This is a genomic window from Pseudomonas sp. JV414, from assembly GCF_032424305.1.
Taxonomy (GTDB): Bacteria; Pseudomonadota; Gammaproteobacteria; order Pseudomonadales; family Pseudomonadaceae; genus Aquipseudomonas; species Aquipseudomonas lini.
The window spans coordinates 732,092-752,212 of record NZ_VYKC01000002.1 but is presented as its reverse complement, the minus strand read 5'-3'; the positions used below and the strand labels follow the sequence as shown (position 1 = coordinate 752,212).

General features: G+C 58.9%; 20 protein-coding genes and 1 pseudogene. 11 read left to right on the top strand and 10 right to left on the bottom strand.

Features of this window, described 5'->3' with window-relative positions; all coding sequences use genetic code 11:
• The first annotated feature begins 22 nt into the window (after window positions 1–22).
• The 9 genes from F6R97_RS04445 to F6R97_RS04405 all read left to right on the top strand — a co-directional run bounded on the left by F6R97_RS04445 (window position 23) and on the right by F6R97_RS04405 (window position 11,938).
• Entirely contained in the window at window positions 23–3,796 is a 3,774-nt protein-coding gene (locus tag F6R97_RS04445) for a nitrate reductase subunit alpha (RefSeq protein WP_315866112.1), read from the top strand.
• Window position 3,797: 1 nt separating this feature from the next.
• A complete protein-coding gene (narH, locus tag F6R97_RS04440) occupies window positions 3,798–5,336 on the top strand; it encodes a nitrate reductase subunit beta (RefSeq protein WP_038982852.1) in 1,539 nt (512 codons plus the stop codon).
• 2 nt (window positions 5,337–5,338) lie between these two features.
• Window positions 5,339–6,094, top strand: coding sequence for a nitrate reductase molybdenum cofactor assembly chaperone (gene narJ / locus F6R97_RS04435; RefSeq protein WP_048392506.1), 756 nt, complete (start codon window positions 5,339–5,341; stop codon window positions 6,092–6,094).
• Complete coding sequence (narI, locus tag F6R97_RS04430; protein WP_052964413.1) at window positions 6,087–6,767, top strand: respiratory nitrate reductase subunit gamma; 681 nt, start codon at window positions 6,087–6,089, stop codon at window positions 6,765–6,767. The genes narJ and narI overlap by 8 nt, the downstream gene beginning before the upstream one ends.
• Window positions 6,768–6,777: 10 nt before the next feature.
• Window positions 6,778–7,737 carry a peptidylprolyl isomerase gene (locus tag F6R97_RS04425; protein WP_315866111.1) on the top strand — a complete coding sequence of 320 codons (960 nt, stop codon included), beginning with the start codon at window positions 6,778–6,780 and terminating at the stop codon, window positions 7,735–7,737.
• Between the two features lie 25 nt (window positions 7,738–7,762).
• Window positions 7,763–8,755, top strand: coding sequence for a GTP 3',8-cyclase MoaA (gene moaA, locus F6R97_RS04420; protein ID WP_315866110.1), 993 nt, complete (start codon window positions 7,763–7,765; stop codon window positions 8,753–8,755).
• Window positions 8,756–9,030: 275 nt separating this feature from the next.
• Window positions 9,031–11,046: a ribonucleoside triphosphate reductase gene (locus tag F6R97_RS04415; protein ID WP_038982859.1), complete on the top strand. Its 2,016-nt coding sequence runs from the start codon at window positions 9,031–9,033 to the stop codon at window positions 11,044–11,046.
• 32 nt (window positions 11,047–11,078) lie between these two features.
• Window positions 11,079–11,246, top strand: coding sequence for an anaerobic ribonucleoside-triphosphate reductase (gene nrdD, locus F6R97_RS04410; protein WP_048392521.1), 168 nt, complete (start codon window positions 11,079–11,081; stop codon window positions 11,244–11,246).
• A complete protein-coding gene (locus F6R97_RS04405; RefSeq protein ID WP_173667524.1) occupies window positions 11,243–11,938 on the top strand; it encodes an anaerobic ribonucleoside-triphosphate reductase activating protein in 696 nt (231 codons plus the stop codon). The genes nrdD and F6R97_RS04405 overlap by 4 nt, the downstream gene beginning before the upstream one ends.
• 15 nt (window positions 11,939–11,953) lie before the next feature.
• Here the strand turns inward: F6R97_RS04405 and F6R97_RS04400 are convergent, their stop codons facing one another.
• From F6R97_RS04400 to F6R97_RS04380, 5 genes are all read right to left on the bottom strand, one after another.
• On the bottom strand, window positions 11,954–13,333 hold the full coding sequence (locus F6R97_RS04400; RefSeq protein ID WP_315866109.1) for a 4Fe-4S binding protein: 1,380 nt from the start codon (window positions 13,331–13,333) through the stop codon (window positions 11,954–11,956).
• Complete coding sequence (locus F6R97_RS04395; RefSeq protein ID WP_315866108.1) at window positions 13,321–14,175, bottom strand: FTR1 family protein; 855 nt, start codon at window positions 14,173–14,175, stop codon at window positions 13,321–13,323. The genes F6R97_RS04400 and F6R97_RS04395 overlap by 13 nt, the downstream gene beginning before the upstream one ends.
• Before the next feature lie 22 nt (window positions 14,176–14,197).
• On the bottom strand, window positions 14,198–14,530 hold the full coding sequence (locus F6R97_RS04390; protein ID WP_038982869.1) for a cupredoxin domain-containing protein: 333 nt from the start codon (window positions 14,528–14,530) through the stop codon (window positions 14,198–14,200).
• Window positions 14,531–15,061, bottom strand: coding sequence for an iron transporter (locus tag F6R97_RS04385; protein WP_038982871.1), 531 nt, complete (start codon window positions 15,059–15,061; stop codon window positions 14,531–14,533).
• A gap of 87 nt (window positions 15,062–15,148) precedes the next feature.
• Entirely contained in the window at window positions 15,149–15,508 is a 360-nt protein-coding gene (locus F6R97_RS04380; protein WP_315866107.1) for a hypothetical protein, read from the bottom strand.
• A 159-nt stretch (window positions 15,509–15,667) separates the two neighbouring features.
• On the opposite strand from F6R97_RS04380, the gene F6R97_RS04375 reads away from it, so the two are divergent.
• Window positions 15,668–15,904, top strand: a complete 237-nt coding sequence (locus F6R97_RS04375) for a DUF3079 domain-containing protein (protein ID WP_050681133.1) — start codon at window positions 15,668–15,670, stop codon at window positions 15,902–15,904.
• Window positions 15,905–15,969: 65 nt separating this feature from the next.
• Here F6R97_RS04375 and F6R97_RS04370 read toward each other — a convergent pair whose 3' ends face one another.
• Both F6R97_RS04370 and F6R97_RS04365 read right to left on the bottom strand, forming a co-directional pair.
• A complete protein-coding gene (locus F6R97_RS04370) occupies window positions 15,970–16,644 on the bottom strand; it encodes a polysaccharide lyase family 7 protein (RefSeq protein ID WP_038983693.1) in 675 nt (224 codons plus the stop codon).
• Window positions 16,645–16,930: 286 nt separating this feature from the next.
• A complete protein-coding gene (locus F6R97_RS04365) occupies window positions 16,931–17,722 on the bottom strand; it encodes a S24 family peptidase (RefSeq protein ID WP_082157780.1) in 792 nt (263 codons plus the stop codon).
• Between the two features lie 300 nt (window positions 17,723–18,022).
• Between F6R97_RS04365 and F6R97_RS04360 the strand changes: the two genes are divergently transcribed.
• Entirely contained in the window at window positions 18,023–18,385 is a 363-nt protein-coding gene (locus F6R97_RS04360) for a DUF6463 family protein (protein WP_315866106.1), read from the top strand.
• A 494-nt stretch (window positions 18,386–18,879) separates the two neighbouring features.
• Here F6R97_RS04360 and F6R97_RS04355 read toward each other — a convergent pair whose 3' ends face one another.
• The 3 genes and pseudogenes from F6R97_RS04355 to F6R97_RS29525 all read right to left on the bottom strand — a co-directional run.
• Window positions 18,880–19,359 (bottom strand): hypothetical protein, encoded by a 480-nt coding sequence (locus F6R97_RS04355; RefSeq protein ID WP_038982879.1) that lies wholly within the window; start codon window positions 19,357–19,359, stop codon window positions 18,880–18,882.
• A gap of 206 nt (window positions 19,360–19,565) precedes the next feature.
• Window positions 19,566–19,766, bottom strand: coding sequence for a hypothetical protein (locus tag F6R97_RS04350; RefSeq protein WP_007895617.1), 201 nt, complete (start codon window positions 19,764–19,766; stop codon window positions 19,566–19,568).
• A gap of 18 nt (window positions 19,767–19,784) precedes the next feature.
• Window positions 19,785–19,850, bottom strand: a pseudogene (locus F6R97_RS29525) (transcriptional regulator); the annotation flags it as partial.
• Window positions 19,851–20,121 lie beyond the last annotated feature (271 nt).

The window sequence follows — 20,121 nt, the reverse complement described above, 5'->3', positions numbered from 1 at the left end:
CAAAGCCTGAGAGGACTACACCGTGAGTCATTTACTGGATCAATTGCGGTTTTTCAACCGTAAGCAAAACGAGTTTTCCGACGGTCATGGAGAGACCCGCAAAGAGTCTCGCGACTGGGAGAACGTCTACCGTTCGCGCTGGCAGTACGACAAGATCGTGCGTTCCACCCACGGGGTGAACTGCACCGGCTCCTGTTCGTGGAAGATCTACGTCAAGAACGGCCTGATCACCTGGGAAACCCAGCAGACCGACTACCCGCGTACCCGTAACGACCTGCCGAACCATGAGCCCCGTGGCTGCCCCCGTGGTGCCAGTTACAGCTGGTACATCTACAGCGCCAACCGCCTCAAGTACCCGAAAATCCGCAAGCCGTTGCTCAAGCTCTGGCGCGATGCGCGGCAGACCATGGCGCCGGTCGAAGCCTGGGCCAGCATTGTCGAGGACAAGGCCAAGGCCGACTCCTATAAAAGCAAGCGCGGCATGGGTGGCTTCATTCGTTCCAACTGGGAAGAAGTCAACGAGATCATTGCGGCGGCCAACGTCTACACCATCAAGCAATACGGACCGGACCGGATCGTCGGCTTCTCGCCGATTCCGGCCATGTCGATGGTCAGCTACGCCGCAGGCTCGCGTTACCTGTCGCTGATCGGCGGCGCCTGCCTGAGTTTCTATGACTGGTACTGCGACTTGCCACCGGCCTCGCCGATGGTCTGGGGCGAGCAGACCGACGTGCCGGAATCGGCCGACTGGTACAACTCCAACTACATCATTGCCTGGGGCTCCAACGTCCCGCAGACCCGTACTCCCGACGCGCACTTCTTCACCGAAGTCCGTTACAAAGGCACCAAGACTGTCGCGATCACCCCGGACTACTCGGAAGTCGCCAAGCTTACCGACCTGTGGCTGAACCCTAAGCAGGGCACCGATGCGGCGCTGGCCCAAGCGTTCAATCATGTGATCTTCAAAGAGTTCCACCTGGACAAACCGAGCGCCTATTTCACTGACTACGCCAAGCGCTTCACCGATCTGCCGGTGTTGGTGCTGCTCAAGCAAATGGTCGACAAGGCACCGGGCGCCGGTTACCAGCCGGACCGCTTCCTGCGCGCCAGCGACTTGACCGACAACCTCGGCCAGGAAAACAACCCGGAATGGAAAACCATCGCCCTCGATGTCAGCGGCGAACTGGTGTCCCCTCAGGGCTCCATCGGTTATCGCTGGGGCGAGAAGGGCAAGTGGAACATCCTGCCGCGTGAAGGCGGCGAAGGCCGTGAGATCGATCTGAAACTGAGCCTGATCGGCGATGACGTCGCCGAAGTGGCGTTCCCGTATTTTGCCGGTGAGTCTCACGAGCACTTCCAGCACGTGGCCGGCGATGCCGTGCAATACCGCCGCGTGCCGGTGCATAACGTGGTGCTGGCGGACGGCAGCGTGGCCAAAGTCGCCACCGTGTTCGACCTGTCGGCCGCCAACCTGGCCATCGATCGCGGCCTCGGCGGCGATAACGTAGCCAAGGATTACGACGACGCCTCGGTGCCTGGCACCCCGGCGTGGCAGGAGCAGATCACCGGCGTCAGCCGTGAGAAAGCCATCCAGATTGCCCGTGAGTTCGCCGACAACGCCGACAAGACCAAGGGTCGCTCGATGATCATCGTCGGCGCGGCGATGAACCACTGGTACCACATGGACATGAACTACCGCGGGCTGATCAACCTGCTCATGCTCTGCGGGTGTGTCGGCCAGACCGGTGGCGGTTGGGCGCACTATGTTGGTCAGGAAAAACTCCGTCCGCAATGCGGCTGGCTGCCCCTGGCGTTCGGCCTGGACTGGAACCGTCCGCCTCGCCAAATGAACGGTACCAGCTTCTTCTACGCCCACAGTTCGCAATGGCGCCACGAGAAGATGAGCATGCACGACGTGCTCTCGCCGCTGGCCGATAAATCACAATTTCCCGAGCATGCCCTGGACTACAACATCCGCGCTGAACGCGCCGGCTGGTTGCCCAGCGCACCGCAACTCAACACTAACCCTTTGCACATTTGCCGCGATGCAGCTGCGGCCGGCATGGACCCGAAAGACTACGTGGTCAAGTCGCTGCAGGACGGTTCGCTGCGCTTCTCCTGCGAACAGCCGGACAGCCCGGTCAACTTCCCGCGCAACATGTTCATCTGGCGTTCCAACCTGCTGGGCTCCTCGGGCAAGGGCCACGAGTACATGCTCAAGTACCTGCTGGGCACTAAAAACGGGGTGATGAACGAAGACATAGGCCAGGTAGGCGATTGCAAACCCGAAGAAGCCGAATGGGTGGACGAGGGCGCCATCGGCAAGCTCGACCTGGTCACCACGCTGGACTTCCGCATGTCCTCGACCTGCGTCTATTCCGACATCGTCTTGCCGACCGCGACCTGGTATGAAAAAGACGACATGAACACCTCGGACATGCACCCGTTCATTCACCCGTTGTCGGCCGCCATCGACCCGGCATGGGAATCGCGTTCCGACTGGGAAATCTACAAAGGCATCGCCAAGGCGTTTTCCAGCATGTCCGAAGGGCATCTGGGCGTTGAAAAGGACCTGGTGACCATCCCGCTGATGCACGACAGCGTCGGCGAACTGGCCCAACCGTTTGGCGGCACCGACTGGAAAAGCGACGGCGTGGCACCGGTGCCGGGCAAAAACGCACCGAACCTGCATGTGGTGGAGCGTGACTACCCGAACATCTACAAACAGTTCTCGTCCCTCGGGCCATTGCTGGAAAAACACGGCAACGGCGGCAAAGGCATCAACTGGAACACCGAAGACGAAGTGAAATTCCTCGGTGAACTCAATCACAAAGAAGGCGATGCCGGTATTAGTCACGGCCGTCCGAAAATCGACACGGCCATCGACGCCGCCGAAGTGATTCTGTCCCTGGCGCCGGAAACCAATGGCCATGTCGCCGTCAAGGCCTGGGCCGCGCTGTCGGAATTCACTGGCATCGATCACAGCCACTTGGCGTTATCCAAGGAACATGAGGCGATTCGTTTTCGCGACATTCAGGCACAGCCGCGCAAGATCATTTCCAGCCCGACCTGGTCGGGTCTCGAAGACGATCACGTCAGCTACAACGCCGGCTACACCAACGTTCACGAAGGGATTCCATGGCGCACCATCACCGGTCGCCAGCAGTTCTACCAGGATCACCCGTGGATGCAGGCGTTCGGCGAGCAACTGATGAGTTATCGGCCGCCCGTCAACACCCGCACCATCGAAGGGGTGAAAGGCAAGCGCAGCAACGGCCACAAGGAAATCGTCCTGAACTGGATCACTCCGCACCAGAAGTGGGGCATCCACAGCACCTACAGCGACAACCTGCTGATGCTCACCCTCAGCCGTGGCGGGCCGATTGTCTGGCTCTCGGAGAACGATGCGAAAAGCGCCGGTATCGAGGACAACGACTGGATCGAGTGCTTCAACGTCAACGGTGCACTGACCGCCCGGGCGGTGGTCAGCCAGCGCGTCAAGGACGGCATGGTGATGATGTACCACGCACAGGAACGGATCGTGAACGTGCCAGGTTCGGAAACCACCAAGACCCGTGGCGGCCACCACAACTCGGTCACCCGCGTCGTGCTCAAGCCGACCCACATGATCGGCGGCTATGCCCAGCAAGCCTACGGTTTCAACTATTACGGCACGGTCGGTTGCAACCGCGATGAATTCGTCGTGGTGCGCAAGATGTCCAAAGTCGACTGGCTCGATGGTTCAAGTGGCGATGACCTGCCACGTCCGCTGCCGACCGATATCGAGGAGAACTGAGATGAAGATTCGCTCACAAATCGGCATGGTTCTGAACCTGGACAAGTGCATCGGTTGCCACACCTGTTCGATCACCTGCAAAAACGTCTGGACCAGCCGTGAAGGCATGGAATACGCCTGGTTCAACAACGTCGAATCGAAACCCGGGATCGGTTACCCGAAAGAATGGGAAAACCAGGACAAGTGGAAGGGCGGCTGGATCCGCAACGCCAACGGCACGATCAACCCGCGCATCGGCGGTAAATTTCGCGTGTTGGCGAACATTTTTGCCAACCCGGATCTGCCGAGCCTCGACGACTATTACGAACCGTTCGACTTCGATTACCAGCACCTGCACACCGCGCCGTTGGGCGAGCATCAACCCACCGCGCGCCCGCGTTCGCTGATCTCCGGCAAGCGCATGGAAAAAATCGAGTGGGGCCCGAACTGGGAAGAGATCCTCGGCACCGAATTCGCCAAGCGTCGCAAGGACAAGAACTTCGACAAGATCCAGGCGGACATTTACGGCGAGTACGAAAACACTTTCATGATGTATTTGCCGCGCCTGTGCGAGCACTGCCTCAACCCGACGTGCGCCGCGTCGTGCCCGAGCGGGGCGATCTACAAGCGTGAAGAAGACGGCATCGTCCTGATCGACCAGGAGAAATGCCGTGGCTGGCGGATGTGCATCAGCGGCTGTCCGTACAAGAAGATCTATTTCAACTGGAAGAGCGGCAAGTCCGAGAAATGCATCTTCTGCTACCCGCGTATCGAAGCCGGGATGCCAACTGTTTGCGCGGAAACCTGCGTCGGGCGCATTCGTTACCTCGGGGTGCTGCTGTATGACGCCGACCGCATCAGCGAAGTGGCGAGCACTGCCAATGAGCAGGACCTGTACGAGAAACAACTGGAGATCTTCCTCGACCCGAATGACCCGGCAGTGATTCGTCAGGCCTTGGCCGATGGCGTACCGCAGTCGGTGATTGATTCAGCCCAGCGTTCGCCGGTCTACAAAATGGCCGTGGACTGGAAACTCGCACTGCCGCTGCACCCGGAATACCGCACCTTGCCGATGGTCTGGTACGTGCCGCCGCTGTCGCCGATCCAGAACGCCGCCACTGCCGGTACCGTCGGTATGAACGGGGTGATCCCGGATGTCGACAGCCTGCGTATTCCACTGAAGTACTTGGCCAACCTGCTGACCGCCGGCGATGAAAAACCGGTCAAGCGTGCGCTCAAACGCTTGCTGGCGATGCGCGCTTACAAACGTTCCGAGCAAGTCGATGGCGTTCAGGATTTGCAAGTTCTGAAGGATGTCGGTTTGAGCGTGGCCCAGGTCGAGGAGATGTATCGCTACCTGGCGATCGCCAACTATGAAGACCGCTTTGTGGTACCGAGCGCGCACCGTGAAGACGCCATGAGTGACGCCTTTGCCGAGCGCTCCGGTTGCGGCTTCAGTTTCGGCAGCGGCTGCAGCGGCAGTTCCGACACCAACATGTTCGGTGCGAAGAAAGCCAACCGCCGCGACATCCTGAAAACCGTCCAGTTGTGGGAGGAATGAGCATGCAAATTCTCAAAGTGATTTCGCTGCTGCTCGATTACCCGACCGAGACGCTGATTGGCGGTCGCGACGAACTGGAGCAAGCGATTATCCAGTCACGGGAAATCAGCCCCAAGCAACGCGGCGCGTTATTCGAATTGCTCGAGCTGATCTGCGGCAATGACCTGATGGACGGGCAGGAGCACTACGGTGCGCTGTTCGGCCGAGGTCGCTCGCTGTCGCTGCTGTTGTTTGAACATGTGCACGGCGAATCCCGCGACCGTGGCCAGGCGATGGTCGACATGATGGCGCAATACGAAGAAGCCGGTTTTGCCATCGGCGTCAAAGAGCTGCCGGACTATATCCCGCTGTACCTGGAGTTCCTGTCCACCCGCGAAGACATCGAGGCCCGCGAGGGCCTGGCGGATGTTTCGCACTTGCTGGCCTTGCTCGCCGCACGTCTGGAAGAGCGCGAAAGCGCCTATGCCAGTTGCTTCCGGGCGCTGCTGCAAATCGCCGGGGCCGAGCCGCATCAAGCGGTCGCCGACCTGCGCGCGCAGGTGGCGGCGGAACCACGCGACGACTCCCTCGAAGCCCTCGACAAGATCTGGGAAGAGGAGGCCGTGGACTTCCTCCAGGCCGAACAGCAGGACCGTTGCAGTGGACTGCCAAGCGCACCGGGCAAGGCTCGGGAAGAAAGCGCGGTGCCGTTGCACTGGGTGGATTTTCAGCATGAAGGGTTGGCCGCCGCGCCAGCCAAGGAGGTCGGTAATGTCTAAATGGAATCTGTTGTTGTTCGGGATCTATCCCTACGTCGCTTTGGCCATTTGCCTGATCGGCAGTTGGGCACGCTTCGACTTGTCGCAATACAGCTGGAAGGCAGGTTCGAGCCAGATGCTCAACCAACGCGGTATGCGCGTGGCGAGCAACTTGTTCCATATCGGTGTGCTGTTCGTGCTGGCCGGGCACTTCGTCGGGCTGCTGACGCCTGCGTCGGTTTATCACCATGTCATCAGCACTGAGAACAAGCAGTTGCTGGCCATGGTGTCCGGCGGATTCTTTGGCCTGCTGTGCTTGATCGGCTTGCTGATGCTGGTCAACCGACGGCTCACCGATCCACGAGTACGTGCCACCTCCAGCCCTTCGGACATCCTGATTCTGCTGGTGCTGCTGGCGCAGTTGCTGCTCGGTCTGCTGACCATCGTCGCGTCCACCTCGCATATGGACGGCTCGGTGATGGTGATGCTCGCTGACTGGGCGCAGAACACCGTGCTGTTGCGGCCGATGGAAGCGGCGGCGGCCATCGCGCCGGTCGGGCTGACCTACAAGCTGCACGTGTTTCTCGGTTTGACCCTGTTTGTGCTGTTCCCCTTCACCCGTCTCGTACACATGATCAGCGCACCGATCTGGTACCTGGGGCGTCGTTATCAAATCGTTCGTCAGAAGTACTGAGGAGACAATCATGTCAGGTGGATGTGGATGTGGTGGTGGTAACGGCGGCAGCGGTGGCTGCGGGTCTTCCAAAAAAGCCGAGGACGTTCTCGATATCGCGCCAGTCGCAGCGGCGCAGTTTGAAGCACTCCCGGTTGAGCCGGCGGCTGCCGATGACGCCCCGGCGCAGTTGATCGCCAGCAGCGAGCAGGAGTGGCCGATCATCAGCGTCAACGAGGTGTCGATCACCCCGGAAGCGATGGCCCAAGAGCTGCAATATCACCCGGCCGAAAGCCGCGAGGAGGCGGTGTACCTGGCCGCCCGGGCGCTGGTGATCCGCGAGTTGTTGCAGCAGCGCATCGCCGAACTCGGCGTGTCGATGGAGATCGGTGCCGGCGAGAACGAAGAAGAAGCGGCCACGCGCTTGTTGCTTGAACGTGAGGTGCACGTGCCTCAATGCGACGAGGAAACCAGTCTCCGTTACTACGAAAACAATCGCGGGCGTTTCCACAGCGCACCGTTGCTGGCGGTTCGGCACATCCTGCTCGAATGCGCGCCGGATGATGTCGAGGCGCGCGCCGTTGCGCATGATCAGGCGGAAGTTCTGCTGCAACGTCTGGAAGATTTTCCCGGCAGTTTCGCCGAGCTGGCCGTGAAGTATTCGGCCTGTCCGTCGAAGGCTCAAGGCGGTTCCCTGGGGCAAATCAGCAAGGGCCAGACCGTGCCCGAACTGGAGCGTCAGCTGTTCACTCTGGCGCCGGGCCTGGCCAGCAAACCGCTGGAAAGTCGCTACGGCTGGCATGTGGTCAGTGTCGATCAGCGGATCGAAGGCATGCCGTTGCCCTATGAAGTGGTGTCGACGGCGATCCGTACGCAGTTGCAGCAAGGCGTCTGGCAAAAAGCGCTGGTGCAGTACCTGCAAACCCTGATCGGTGCGGCGGATATTCGCGGCATCCACTTGCAGGGCGCCGACTCACCGCTGGTGCAGTGAGCATCGAGGCAAACCGGGAGATGTGATGAACGCTGTAATGCAGGATGGCTTTGGACGGCAGATCGATTATCTGCGGATGTCGGTGACGGACCGTTGTGATTTTCGCTGTGTGTATTGCATGGCGAAAAACATGACCTTCCTGCCGCGTCAGCAGGTGCTCACGCTGGAAGAGTTGCAACGTCTGGCAACGCTGTTCGTCGGGTTGGGCATACGCAAAATCCGTCTGACTGGCGGCGAACCGCTGATTCGTCCGGGCATTGTCGAACTGTGCCGCAACATCGCCGCGCTACCCGGTTTGCGCGAACTGGTAATGACCAGCAACGGCTCGCAACTGGGTCGTCTGGCCCGGCCATTGGCGGAGGCGGGGGTCAAGCGTATGAACATCAGCCTCGATAGCCTGGACGGGCAGAAATTCCGTGCGATCACCCGCATCGGCGATCTCGATCAGGTGCTCAACGGCATTGAGGCAGCACGGGACGCGGGGTTTGAACGGATAAAGCTCAACTGCGTGGTGATGAAAGGGCGCAACTTCGATGAAGTCCCGGCGTTGGTGCAATACGCCATCGATCAGCGCATCGATATCAGCTTTATCGAAGAAATGCCCTTGGGCGACGTCGGACGTTCCCGGGGCGAATCGTTTTGTTCCAGCGACGAAGTGCGGGCGCTGATCGCCAGCCAGCATCGGTTACTCGACAGCACTGAAAACAGCGGCGGACCGGCGCGCTACGTGCGCCTGGAGCGCCATCCCGATACCCGGATCGGTTTCATTTCGCCCAACAGCCACAATTTTTGTGGCAGCTGTAATCGGGTGCGGATGACTGTTGAAGGGAAGCTGTTGCTTTGTCTGGGGCAGGAGGACGCGCTGGATTTAAGAGGGTTGTTGCGGCGATATCCGCTGGATGATCAGCCCGTGATCAATGCCGTGCAGAAGGCCTTGCGCGGCAAGCCGTTGCGCCACGATTTCAGCCCCGAAGGGGAGGTGCAGATAGTGCGGTTCATGAACATGAGTGGCGGTTGAGCTGATCTGCACGGTTTGTAAGAACACAGATGATCCAATGTGGGAGCGGGCTTGCTCGCGAAAGCGGTCTATCAGTCAACAATGATGTTGAATGTGATGGCCTCTTCGCGAGCAAGCCCGCTCCCACATTAGATTTTCTTTTGCCGTTACCGGACGTTTTTTTCACCGCAAAATCTTGATATCGATCAATTGCAGAACAGCCCTTTGTCCGTAGTCTTCACTGCATGTTGTGTTTGTTTGTCTATAAACATCTATATGTAGTATCTGGAGGCCGAATGCAGAGCACGCTGATCTCAGTAGGATGTAACCGCTTGCACAAGCGCGATGGCAGTCTGGTCGCCTTCGATGCGGACAAAATCCGTCAGGCGTTGATCGCTGCCGGCAAGGCTACGGGGGAGTACACCGAGGTTGAGGTTGAAGGTTTGCTTCAGGCGGTACTCGCTCGGCTGGACGGACTGCCAAGGCTGCATGTCGAGCAGATTCAGGATCGTGTCGAACGGGTGTTGATGGACGCCGGTTTCTTCTTCGCCATGCGCGCCTACATCGTCTACCGCGAACAACACGGGCGTTTGCGTCGTGACCGTCGGACCATGGTCGAAGTGGCGACTTCGATGAACGAGTACCTGGACCGTGAAGACTGGCGGGTCCAGGCCAACGCCAATCAGGGCTACTCACTGGGCGGGCTGGTGTTGAACGTATCGGGCAAAGTCACTGCCAATTACTGGCTGGACGAGGTGTACAGCGAGGCCATCGGGCAGGCACACCGCGAGGCGGATTTGCATGTGCACGACTTGGACATGCTCGCCGGTTACTGCGCCGGCTGGTCGCTGCGCACCCTGTTGCACGAAGGGCTCAACGGTGTGCCGGGGCGTGTCGAAGCCGGTCCGCCGAAGCACTTGAGCAGCGCGCTGGGGCAAATGGTGAATTTCCTCGGCACCCTGCAAAACGAATGGGCCGGTGCTCAGGCGTTCAGCTCGTTCGACACCTACCTCGCGCCCTATGTGCGCAAGGACCAGCTGAGTTATCAGGAGGTGCGCCAGGCGATCCAGGAGTTCATCTACAACCTCAACGTACCCTCGCGCTGGGGCACCCAGACGCCGTTCACCAACCTGACCTTTGATTGGGTGTGCCCGCAAGATTTGCGTGAGCAGATACCCGTCATCGGCGGGGAGGAAATGCCGTTTGCCTATGGCGACCTGCAAGTCGAAATGGACCTGCTCAACCGCGCCTACATCGAGGTGATGCAGGCTGGCGATGCGAAAGGGCGAGTGTTCACCTTTCCGATCCCGACCTACAACATCACCCATGATTTTCCGTGGGACAGTGAAAACGCCGACCGCTTGTTCGAGATGACCGCGCGTTACGGTTTGCCTTACTTCCAGAACTTCCTCAATTCGGATCTGCAGCCCAATCAGGTGCGCTCGATGTGCTGCCGGTTGCAGCTCGATGTGCGCGAGTTGCTCAAGCGCGGCGGCGGTTTGTTCGGTTCGGCGGAACAGACTGGGTCGCTCGGCGTGGTGACCATCAACTGCGCGCGTCTGGGCTATGTGTTCAAGGGCAACACCAGTGGTTTGTTGCAGCGACTGGACACGCTGATGGAGCTGGCGATGGAGAGCCTGGAGGTCAAGCGCAAAGTCATTCAGCACCACATGGACGCCGGTTTGTACCCGTACACCAAGCGTTACCTCGGGACCCTGCGCAACCATTTCTCCACCATCGGCCTCAACGGTATGCATGAAATGCTGCGCAATTTCACCGGCGACGAGGAGGGCATGCACACCGAACAGGGCCGCAAGTTTGCCCTGAATATGCTCGACCATGTGCGCGCCACGTTGCTGCGTTTCCAGGAGGAAACCGGTCATCTCTACAACCTGGAAGCGACACCGGCCGAGGGCACCACATACCGCTTTGCCAAGGAAGACCTCAAGCGTTATCCGGACATTCTCCAGGCCGGCAGTGTGCAGGCGCCGTATTACACCAACTCCTCGCAACTGCCCGTGGGCTACACCGAAGATCCCTTCGAAGCCCTGGAACTTCAAGACGAACTGCAATGCAAATACACCGGCGGCACGGTCCTGCACCTGTACATGGCCGAGCGAATTTCCTCGACCGAGGCCTGCAAGCAACTGGTGCGAAAAGCCCTTGGCCGCTTCCGCCTGCCATACCTGACCGTGACTCCGACCTTTTCCATCTGCCCGGTGCACGGCTACCTCGATGGCGAACATGAGTTCTGCCCCAAATGCGACGAGGTCCTGCTGCTGCAAGAACAGAAGGCCGGCGCCGCTCATTGATTTCGATCCACTCAACCGCAAGGAGCTTCACCATGACTGCATCGCAAACACTGCCCCAGGCTCAACGTCAACGCTGCGAAGTCTGGACCCGGGTGATGGGCTATCACCGTCCTGTGTCGGCGTTCAATCCGGGCAAACAATCGGAGCACCTTGAGCGGGTGCACTTCACTGAAAGCGCGGCACTGGCCGGGCGCCAATGAGTCGAATGCTTCGGGTCGGGGGCATGGTGCCCCTGACCACTATCGACTATCCGGGACAGCTCGCCTGCGTGCTGTTTTGCCAGGGTTGCGCCTGGCGTTGTCGTTACTGCCATAACCCGCAGTTGATCCCGCCTCGTGGCACAGACGAAGTGGATTGGCGGCGGGTGTTGGCGTTTCTGCAACGGCGTCAGGACCTGCTTGATGCCGTGGTGTTCAGCGGCGGTGAACCGACTCTGCAGGACGGTTTGCTTGGCGCCATGGATGAAGTGCGGGACATGGGATTTCGCATCGGCTTGCACAGCGCCGGCATCAAGCCGGCCGCGTTCGCCAAGGCACTGACCGGTGCGGATTGGGTCGGTTTCGATGTCAAGGCGTTGCCCGAGGATTGCCAGGCCATCACCCGGGTCGAAGGCAGCGGGACCGCCAACTGGCGCAGCCTCGAGCATCTGCTGGCCAGTGGTGTCGACTACGAATGTCGCACCACCGTGCATTGGCATCTGTTCGAACCGGCGCGTCTGCTGATCCTGGCCAAACGCTTGAATGCGCTTGGCGTCAAACGCTTCGCCGTGCAACTGGTTCGCACCGAGCGGATGTTCGATCCGCTGTTGCCGAGCGTTTCGGCTCAAGCGTTGCTGCCAGAGTTGTGGGAGGCCATGCGCGAGTTGTTTCCAGCCTTCGTGTTGCGGGGGTAACGGGGGCTGGGGAACTCAAGCCCAGCCCCAGAATTGCAACCACCAGCCAAATCCCACCATGCCTTCAGCCAGGAGCAGGCAAGCGATGGCGGACCCGCGTCGCACCTGGGAAAGACCTTCGCGGCTCAGCCGTTTCCAACCCAGTAGCAGGCTCCAGCCCATCGCGGCCAATAACAGACAGGCCCTGGCCGGTTGCACCCACTCCAGCAGCAGACCTTCATAACGCAGTAATTTGACGGTGGTGGCCGACAGCCCGAGAAACAGTCCGGCACCCCCCAGGGGCGTGAGTGTCAGCGCCAAGGGCCAATACAGTGTGCGATCTCGCGCCAGTCGGGCCGTCAGGCGCAGGAGCAGCATCAACGCCGTGCCGAGCACGATCGAACTCAAGCTCAGGTAAGCGACGATACTGAAACCGTCGAGCCAGCTGAAGCTGTCGTTGAGTTGCGGGTAATGGGTCAGCAGCCACCAGGGAGCATTGTCCTGCAGGGCCCAGAGTTGGTTGTGTTCGACCAGCCACTCGGCCAGGGATTGTTTGAGGGCGACAAACCATGGGCTGACCGTCCACTGAAACGCGCCCATGGCCAAACCGATCACGCCGAACAGCAGCAAGCGCGTATCCCAAGGGGACAGCGTCTGCGCCGTCGCGTGAAGAATCTCCTGATTGCTGGAGCGGGCGATCAGCTGAACGGCCCCGCGTTGCCCGCTGCAGCGTCCGCAGGCGTGGCAATCACTGGCCCCTTGCAGGCGACGGATATCGAGCAGGGGAGCGCAGTTGGGCGGCGGCAGGCGCGGTGCGGAATTTTCTATCCAACGTTGTTCATCGACCTGAAAGTGCACAGGGGCCAGCCGGGCGAGCAAGGCGAAGACGCCGCTGACCGGGCACAGATAACGGCACCAGACTCGTTTGCCCCGGGCGAACAATAACCCGACGACGACCGCTGCGACGGTCGAACCGCCCAGAATCAACAGCGCGGCCTGGGCGTAGTCATAGACGCTGATCAACTGGCCGTAGAGGGTCGTCAGGCAGAACGCCAAGGTAGGCCAGCCGCCCCAGCGCAACCAGCGCGGCACACCCAGGCCTTTACCGTAATGGCTGGCCCATTCGCTGAGCGAACCTTCCGGGCACAGAACGCCGCACCAGAGTCGGCCGAAGAACACCATCGACAGCAACACGAACGGCCACCAGATTCCCCAGAATAGAAACTGCGCGAGCAAGGTCAGGTTGTCGAGTATCCGTGCCTGGCTGTCTGGCAGCGGCAACAGCGCCGGGGTCACCAACAGCACCGCATAAAACACTACAACAGCCCACTGTGCTGTACGGATGACGGGCGCATGACGACGCATCCCGTCGCCCAGTCGTTGGAGCCATCGATTGCGCCGGCTCAGGTCGGGCATGGCAGATTTTCCGCAGTTCGTTGCCGTAGCCAGCCGCCGACGGCCAGCCAATAACCGATCCACACCAACAAGGTCAGGCCACTGGGGCTTGCCCGATAACCGGCGAAACCTGCAAGAAAGCCACCCAATCCGTGGCTGTCGCTCAGCAACGTGCTGCTGTCCCAAAGCGCTTCGCCAACGAGGCTGTAAACCACGTCCGGCAAATCCAGGGCGAGCAGTTGGCCGCCGATTCGTTCGGTACTGCTGACCAGCAACGCCGCGCCGAGCATGAGCAAGATGACTTCGCTGATGGCAAAAAATCGTTGCCATGAAATGAATCGGCGACTGCTGTGCAGCAGCGTAATGGTCAGCGCCGACAGCACCAGTCCCAATACGCCGCCAACAGCAAACAAACCGAGCTGCGGACCTCGCAACCGGGCGCCGGCGCCATAGAGAAAGACCACCGTTTCGCTGCCTTCGCGGCTGATCGCGAGCATTGCCAGCAGTAATAGACCAGCGCCACCTTGTCGAGCCAGGTGGCTATCGGCGTGTCGTCGCAAGTCGTGGTTGAGGCTGCGCCCGTGGCGGCGCATCCAGCTCACCATTTGCACCATCAACAGGCTGGCAACCAGCGCGAGTGCGGCTTGGAACCACTCACTGGCCGACCCGCTCATGGCCTCACCGGCAAACAGAATCAACACCGCCAGCAGACCCGAGAGCATCAACCCCAGCACCACACCCGCCCAGAGAAATTTGACCAGACGATTAGCTTGGCCTTGCTGGCTGGCCCAAACCTGGAGAATACCGATCACCAGTAGCGCCTCGACACTTTCGCGCCAGACGATGAACATTGATTGATTCATGGAAGCTCCGTGCGCTGACAGGTTATTTCGCGAGGATGCCGCCTTCGGGCAATTGCGGATTGAACTCATCGAAAAAGGGGTAGTGACCGGGCCTCAGGGGGTGAATGACCACGAAGGTCGTCACACCCGGCGACAGGACTTTTTCAACCCGCAACGGCGTGCTCTCGAACTCGGCCGGACCTTGGCCGACGTTCTTCAGAACGATCTTGAAGCGCTGTCCGGCCGGCACCTCCAGCAAGGCCGGCGTGAAGTGGCCATCGCGCAGGATCAGCTCAAAGCTCGGCAACTCGGCATGGGCCGTCAACGGTGCAACTGTTCCGGCGACAATCAGCCAGGCAAGATGCAGGCGCTTCATTCAATAGCCGCCTTTTTTACCGATGCCGGCGTAGATGAATTCGTAGTGCAGTTCGCAACGTTCGAACCAGGGAGCGACACCGGTTTCCTTATCGGTGTGGCGCCCGAGGGAGCCATGACCGCCGGGTGGCAGGACGGTGAACGTCAGCTGATATTTACCGGGGCCAAGCAGCTTCACATTGTCGCCATAGTGCGGACCGTCATTGGCCACCATGGCGTGAAAATCGCCTTTGATCTCGGGGTCGCTGCCGTGTTTTTTCAGGTTGAAAGAGACGTTCAGGTAGGGCACGAAACTGCCTTCCTGAAAGCCTTGCCGATTGTCCGCAGTGGCGCGAATGTCAGCTTCCAGGTGGACGTCGGAATCCGCGGTGGCGCGCATCATCCCCGCGGGTGCCATTTCTATCGGCTGCAAATACACCGCCCCGACTTCCAGCCCGGGACACAACTGGGGTTCCCCGATCGGGTATTCCTTGGCGTGAGCCAGTGGTGTGAGCAAGAGCAGGGCGAGTGATAGCGAAAAAGGGGTACGCATAATAGCTTCCTGAACACTGACGAGTAGGAGCCCGAGTCTAGGAAGCTTTGCTGCGAACAATAATGATTGTTATCAAGTTTTGAGCAATTAAACGGTTGGCTCGTCACGTTGGCGAAATCGCTGGGCGCGCTCAACGCTGTGGGTCATCTGTGCCGCCGCATGAACGGTCAATGGATGCTGGGTAAAACCGGGTCTGGGGGAAATGTAGTCGGCCATTTCCCGGGCAATGGCGAGCTGGCGTTCCGAGCCTTCTGCCAACAGCGCGATGACCAGGTTTTCCAAGGCAATCACCCGGACACGCAAGTGAACCAGTTCGGCGTTGGTCAAGGCGGGCAGGGCGGTAAACGCGTCGCCATCGATGGATGTTGCGGCGTTTTGATCGTCCCATGTCGACAGGGTTGGATGGTCTGGTGCCCCAACGCTTGGGAAAGGATTTTTATTGAGCATGAGCGACGTCTCCAAGTCTGTTCAGCCGTTGGAAGCTTAGCTGCAGGATCGCGATGGGGGGAGGGAAGTCGCTTGATGTCGATTCTTGATATGTATCAAGGCTGGCGTTGCGCAAGGGCTGTAGGTTGGAACGACGCCACTCAATGATCGGAGATCGGCATGGCCAAGAACTTCCCCGTCAACCCCAAGCACCCCGAGCGGATCTGTTGGGGATGTGACCTGTATTGTCCGGCGAAGTCCCTGGCGTGCGGCAATGGTTCCGAACGGACGATGCATCCGGCGGAGATGTTTGGAGAGGATTGGCACGTGCCTGGCGACTGGGGCCTTGATGCGGTCATTACGACAGACAAGGTGGTGGATGACTTCCAATCGCTGCCCGATGATGCGCTTTTGTAGGAGCCAGGCTTGCCGGCGAAGACGTTCTTAAGGACGCCTTCGCTGGCAAGCCTGGCTCCTACAGGTCAAGCGTGGGTGATGGAAAGGTCGCTGATGATGCACACCGAACCGTCTTCGGGGTCGGTGGTGTCGGAGTAATCGATCTGGTTGTACACACCGCCGTGGAAGGCCAGCGTTTTCGTGTCCCAGGTGTTGTCGAGGCGCATGATAGCGGAGGTCGATTTGACGCCGTTACAGCTTGCCGAAACGGAGACCGCGCCATTCGAATTGGCGTGAATGTTGATTTTGAAAAGTGCCCCGAGCGGCACGTTTTCCAGAACCGTCGTGTTCACCGGGTCTTCTTGAAGATAACTCGACCGGAACCCCATGGTGATGCGGCCTTTGTTCCAGAACACTTTTACAGGTGGTCGCTCTGAACCCTGCACATGAATCTGGCCGATCACGACCTTCTGCAGCGAGTTGACTTTCGTCAGCCGCATTTCTTGTCGGTTCCAGTGGTCAGCAGCGCTGGCGAACAGCCAATAACCCGGCTCCTTCCACTCGCAGCGCGTCCGGTGCGTGCTTTTGCTCGAAGCGCCGAGCGTCGGAGCCGTCATTTGCAGCGAGCCATCTGGAAGCATCGAAACGACTTCCGGACATTCAAGCAGTGCCCGCCAGCCAATGAGTTCAAGCGCGATGGGGTTGGTGTCGGAGATAGGAAGCGGTGTAGCGATTGTGTAGTTGCTGATGTCTACGGTCATGGTCATTTCCCTATTTCATTTGATGTCACCCTGTGCTCAGTTGAGCCTTGCGTTTGATGTAGGCCTACATCCCACTGCCCACTCAGTGAATGGGCAGAAGTGATGCTTTCGCTGTTGCTCGCGCCGCGACTTTTGATGCGGGTGGTGTTGTCTTGGCTTGAAGGTAAAAGTAGCAGCGCTTATAATTTTAGTAAATAGCACTGCTAATAATATTTTTAACGGACATAAGAAAACCCGCGCTAGGCGGGCTTCATTTGGTAAAAAACGGGTCTACGGTTTGACTCAATCAGCGGGCAAACATCCCCCACCAGAACACGTGGCCCAGGATCACGATTTGCTGCTCCTGGATCTCCGCGAAGGTGTAGTCCTCATCCGGATGCTCGTCGCGATTGAAGCTGCGCAGGCGGATGCCCGTCGGTAGGCGGTAAACCTGCTTCACCCGTAGCTGACCGTTGTGGTTGATGGCGTACATGTCGCCGTCAACGATATCGCCCAGTGAGCTCTTGCCGACGTTGATGCCCACGGTTGCGCCGTCACGCAGCACTGGCAGCATGCTGTTGCCGCTGACAACCACGCACTTCGCGTTGCTGAACTGAACGCCGTTATGGCGAAGGTCCTTCTTGAAAAAGCGCAGCCGGGCAGTGTCGCTTTCCTCAATCACGAAACGGCCTGATCCGGCCGCCAGTTCCACTTCGCGCAAGAAGGGAACGTAGACCTCATCGTCATCCAGGGGAGTGTCGTCATCCCAAGGCTGGATGTCCGACATCAATACGCTTGGCTGGATGCGTTCGGAAGACTGGACGCTGGCAACGGTCGACATCAGGCGTGGGCTCACTTCGCTGGCATCGAAGCGCAAGGCTTTTGCCAGTTTCAGGAGTGCCTCGACGTTCAGTGGAACCTTGCCGGTAGCGTACTGACTGAAGGCGCTTTGGCCAGACCATCCGCAGGCCTCAGCCACATCCGCTTGAGTGAGATTTGATCCAGCCGCTTTAGCAGAAGACTTTCGCTGGTCGTAAATAGCCTTGAGCCTGGTGCTGTCGGCGACTTCTTCAGGGGTAAGGGGGCGGCGTGTTTTCATGGCGACAAGAGTATTAGCAGAGCTGATGTTTCTGCAAGTAGTGCTGCTGGTAGTTTCCGACTGACAACAGCAGTTCTGCTGCTATGCTCGGCTCTCGCCGTTACACCGCATGCACGATCTACAACCTGCATGCGCATGCTCCAGGCGGCTGCTCCACAGTGAGCCATCAAATGTTTACGGCTGGCGTGCCATCGGTCGCGCAGCTTGACATGCGCCGCTCACTGCGCTCGCTCGGGACCGGATAGCGCCGGTCCCTTAACCAAACGTTAGGCACTTATCCCGTTACGGAGCACATTAGATATGTCAAACATCGTCGCATGGACCCTGTTCGCCTTGGGCGTCTTCCATATTCCATTCGGTATTATCAAGTTCAAAACGGCATTCGCCGCCGCTGTAGACTCTGGCTTCGTTGACCAGTTCAGAGCGCACGAAGATCGGCGTACTGCCCTCTGGTTTACCCTGCTGGGGCCGCTTTTTATGCTCGCAGGGCAGACAGCGATTCACGCCGTAGCAGTCGGCGATCTCGCGCTACTAAAAATTGTTGGCATCTATGTGTTTGTGATCTCGATCATTTGCGTCATTGCTGTTCCAAGATCCGGGTTCTGGGCAATGCTGCTGGTTTCTCCGCTGATCATCGCGGCAGGGTATGGCTTGTACGCCTGACAAACGGTTCAAGTCGTTCGCTTCGCTGATCCGTAGCGCACGACGAACCGCTAGCAGATCTTCCCGATCAGCGCGGGCGAGGAGACACTGACGGGCTCGACCATCTCCCCATATCCGGCGCGTCCATCTCTGCCTGAGTGCAGCTCAAGCGCTTCGCTCGTTCCCGGGTCGACCAGATTTCGCCGCCCGAATCTACTGGTCTGCCCTGCAATTTGAGAACGAACTTTTGGCCTTCGATTACGTTGCTCGTTCCCGCGCACTCCCAAACGCGCTGCTTTTCAGATGTGGGCATGGGCGCATCCAGTCTCGCCTGAGCACCTTCGGAAAGCTGGGGAGGCTTGCCGGCGCAACCTGCAAGGGCAAGCGCTAGTAGTACTGGGGTGAATCGCATTTAAAATCCTTTTAATTTGTTTGTATGCTTTCGAAACCGTACAACCTCAGGGTTGCTCAGCCTCAGCACTTTCGATGGCATCCAGTGATCGCCGGATAGCTGATCACTTGGCGGGTTGAGATTTTAGCTGCTTCATCGACCATCGCACCACATCCCTGCCAGCATCGTCACCAGAGGCCCAAACCGAGGCGGAAACGAACTCCATGACCAGCTCGTCGCCGTCAAAGCGCCCGTTAAAGGTCTGAGTGGCCGTGGCTTGAAGAATGCCCTCACTGCTTCGGTTGACGATGTGCCGCTCGCCCTTTAATTGGTCCCCCAGGCGCGTGTATAGGGTCGGATTGTCTACCCCGGGATGGTCGTGGGTGTAGTAGGCCAATCGCTTCATGACAACTTCCTGAGTTTCCGTGGTTCGCCACCAGATGAAGTGACTATCATCCTTAAAGTAAACATAAACGTGATATCGATAGTGATCGGGATCTTCTTTTTCTGCGTACCAAAGGCCATCGGGCACCTGGTAGCTTGGGGCTGTGGCGCAACCTGAAAGAAGCAAGCCTATAAAGAGCGAGAGAAGTAGCTTTTTCATAAATTCCATTTCAATTGATGTATCGGCGATCGGTAGCTAGAATTCAGCCGCGCGCGCCATAGAACTGGTTCAGCGCTATCAGTTCAAAAACAGCCACCAGCACGCAGAATGCAACAAAGCCGCGGGTGAAGACCCTACGAGGCTTTTCGTAAGGCTGGAGATTAGCGAGACCACCGAGAAGGTCGGATAAAAATTCGAGCAGCGTTTCAATGAAGAACCCTGCGGCTCTCTCCAATCCTGATCCGATCGAGCGCCCTGTTTAACGCATCCAAGGCATCGAGGAGGGCTTTCGCCTCAGCTTCCCGGCCATCGCCCCAGAGGCGTTCAGCCATTTTGTTCAGCGCCTGGATAGAGCGCTCAATGTCAGCAGCCGTCGCTGCTTTGCTCTCCTGATGTTTCTTTGGCATTGATCAACCCTTCTTCAGGTAGACCAGCTTCACGCGGAGCTGACCGTTGTGGTTGATCGCGTACATGTCGCCGTCGACGATATCGTCTGCATGAGACCGGCGCGCTCAGCAAGCTCGGTCTGGTTTAGACCTGCATGGCGACGGGTGGCTTTGAGTCTTTCTTTAAATTCCATCCGCGAAGTATTACGGGCGCTCCCATACCCTTGCAAGTCGGTATTCCATCACCGTGCTATATGGGTATTCCCGTATCGAGAGGCATCATGAACGCTATTCAAGGGCCTCGTTGACTACTTCGTTGGCGGGGCGCGGTCCTTGGTCCACTGCGGCCAGCATCCCCAGCGCACCATGTCGGCTT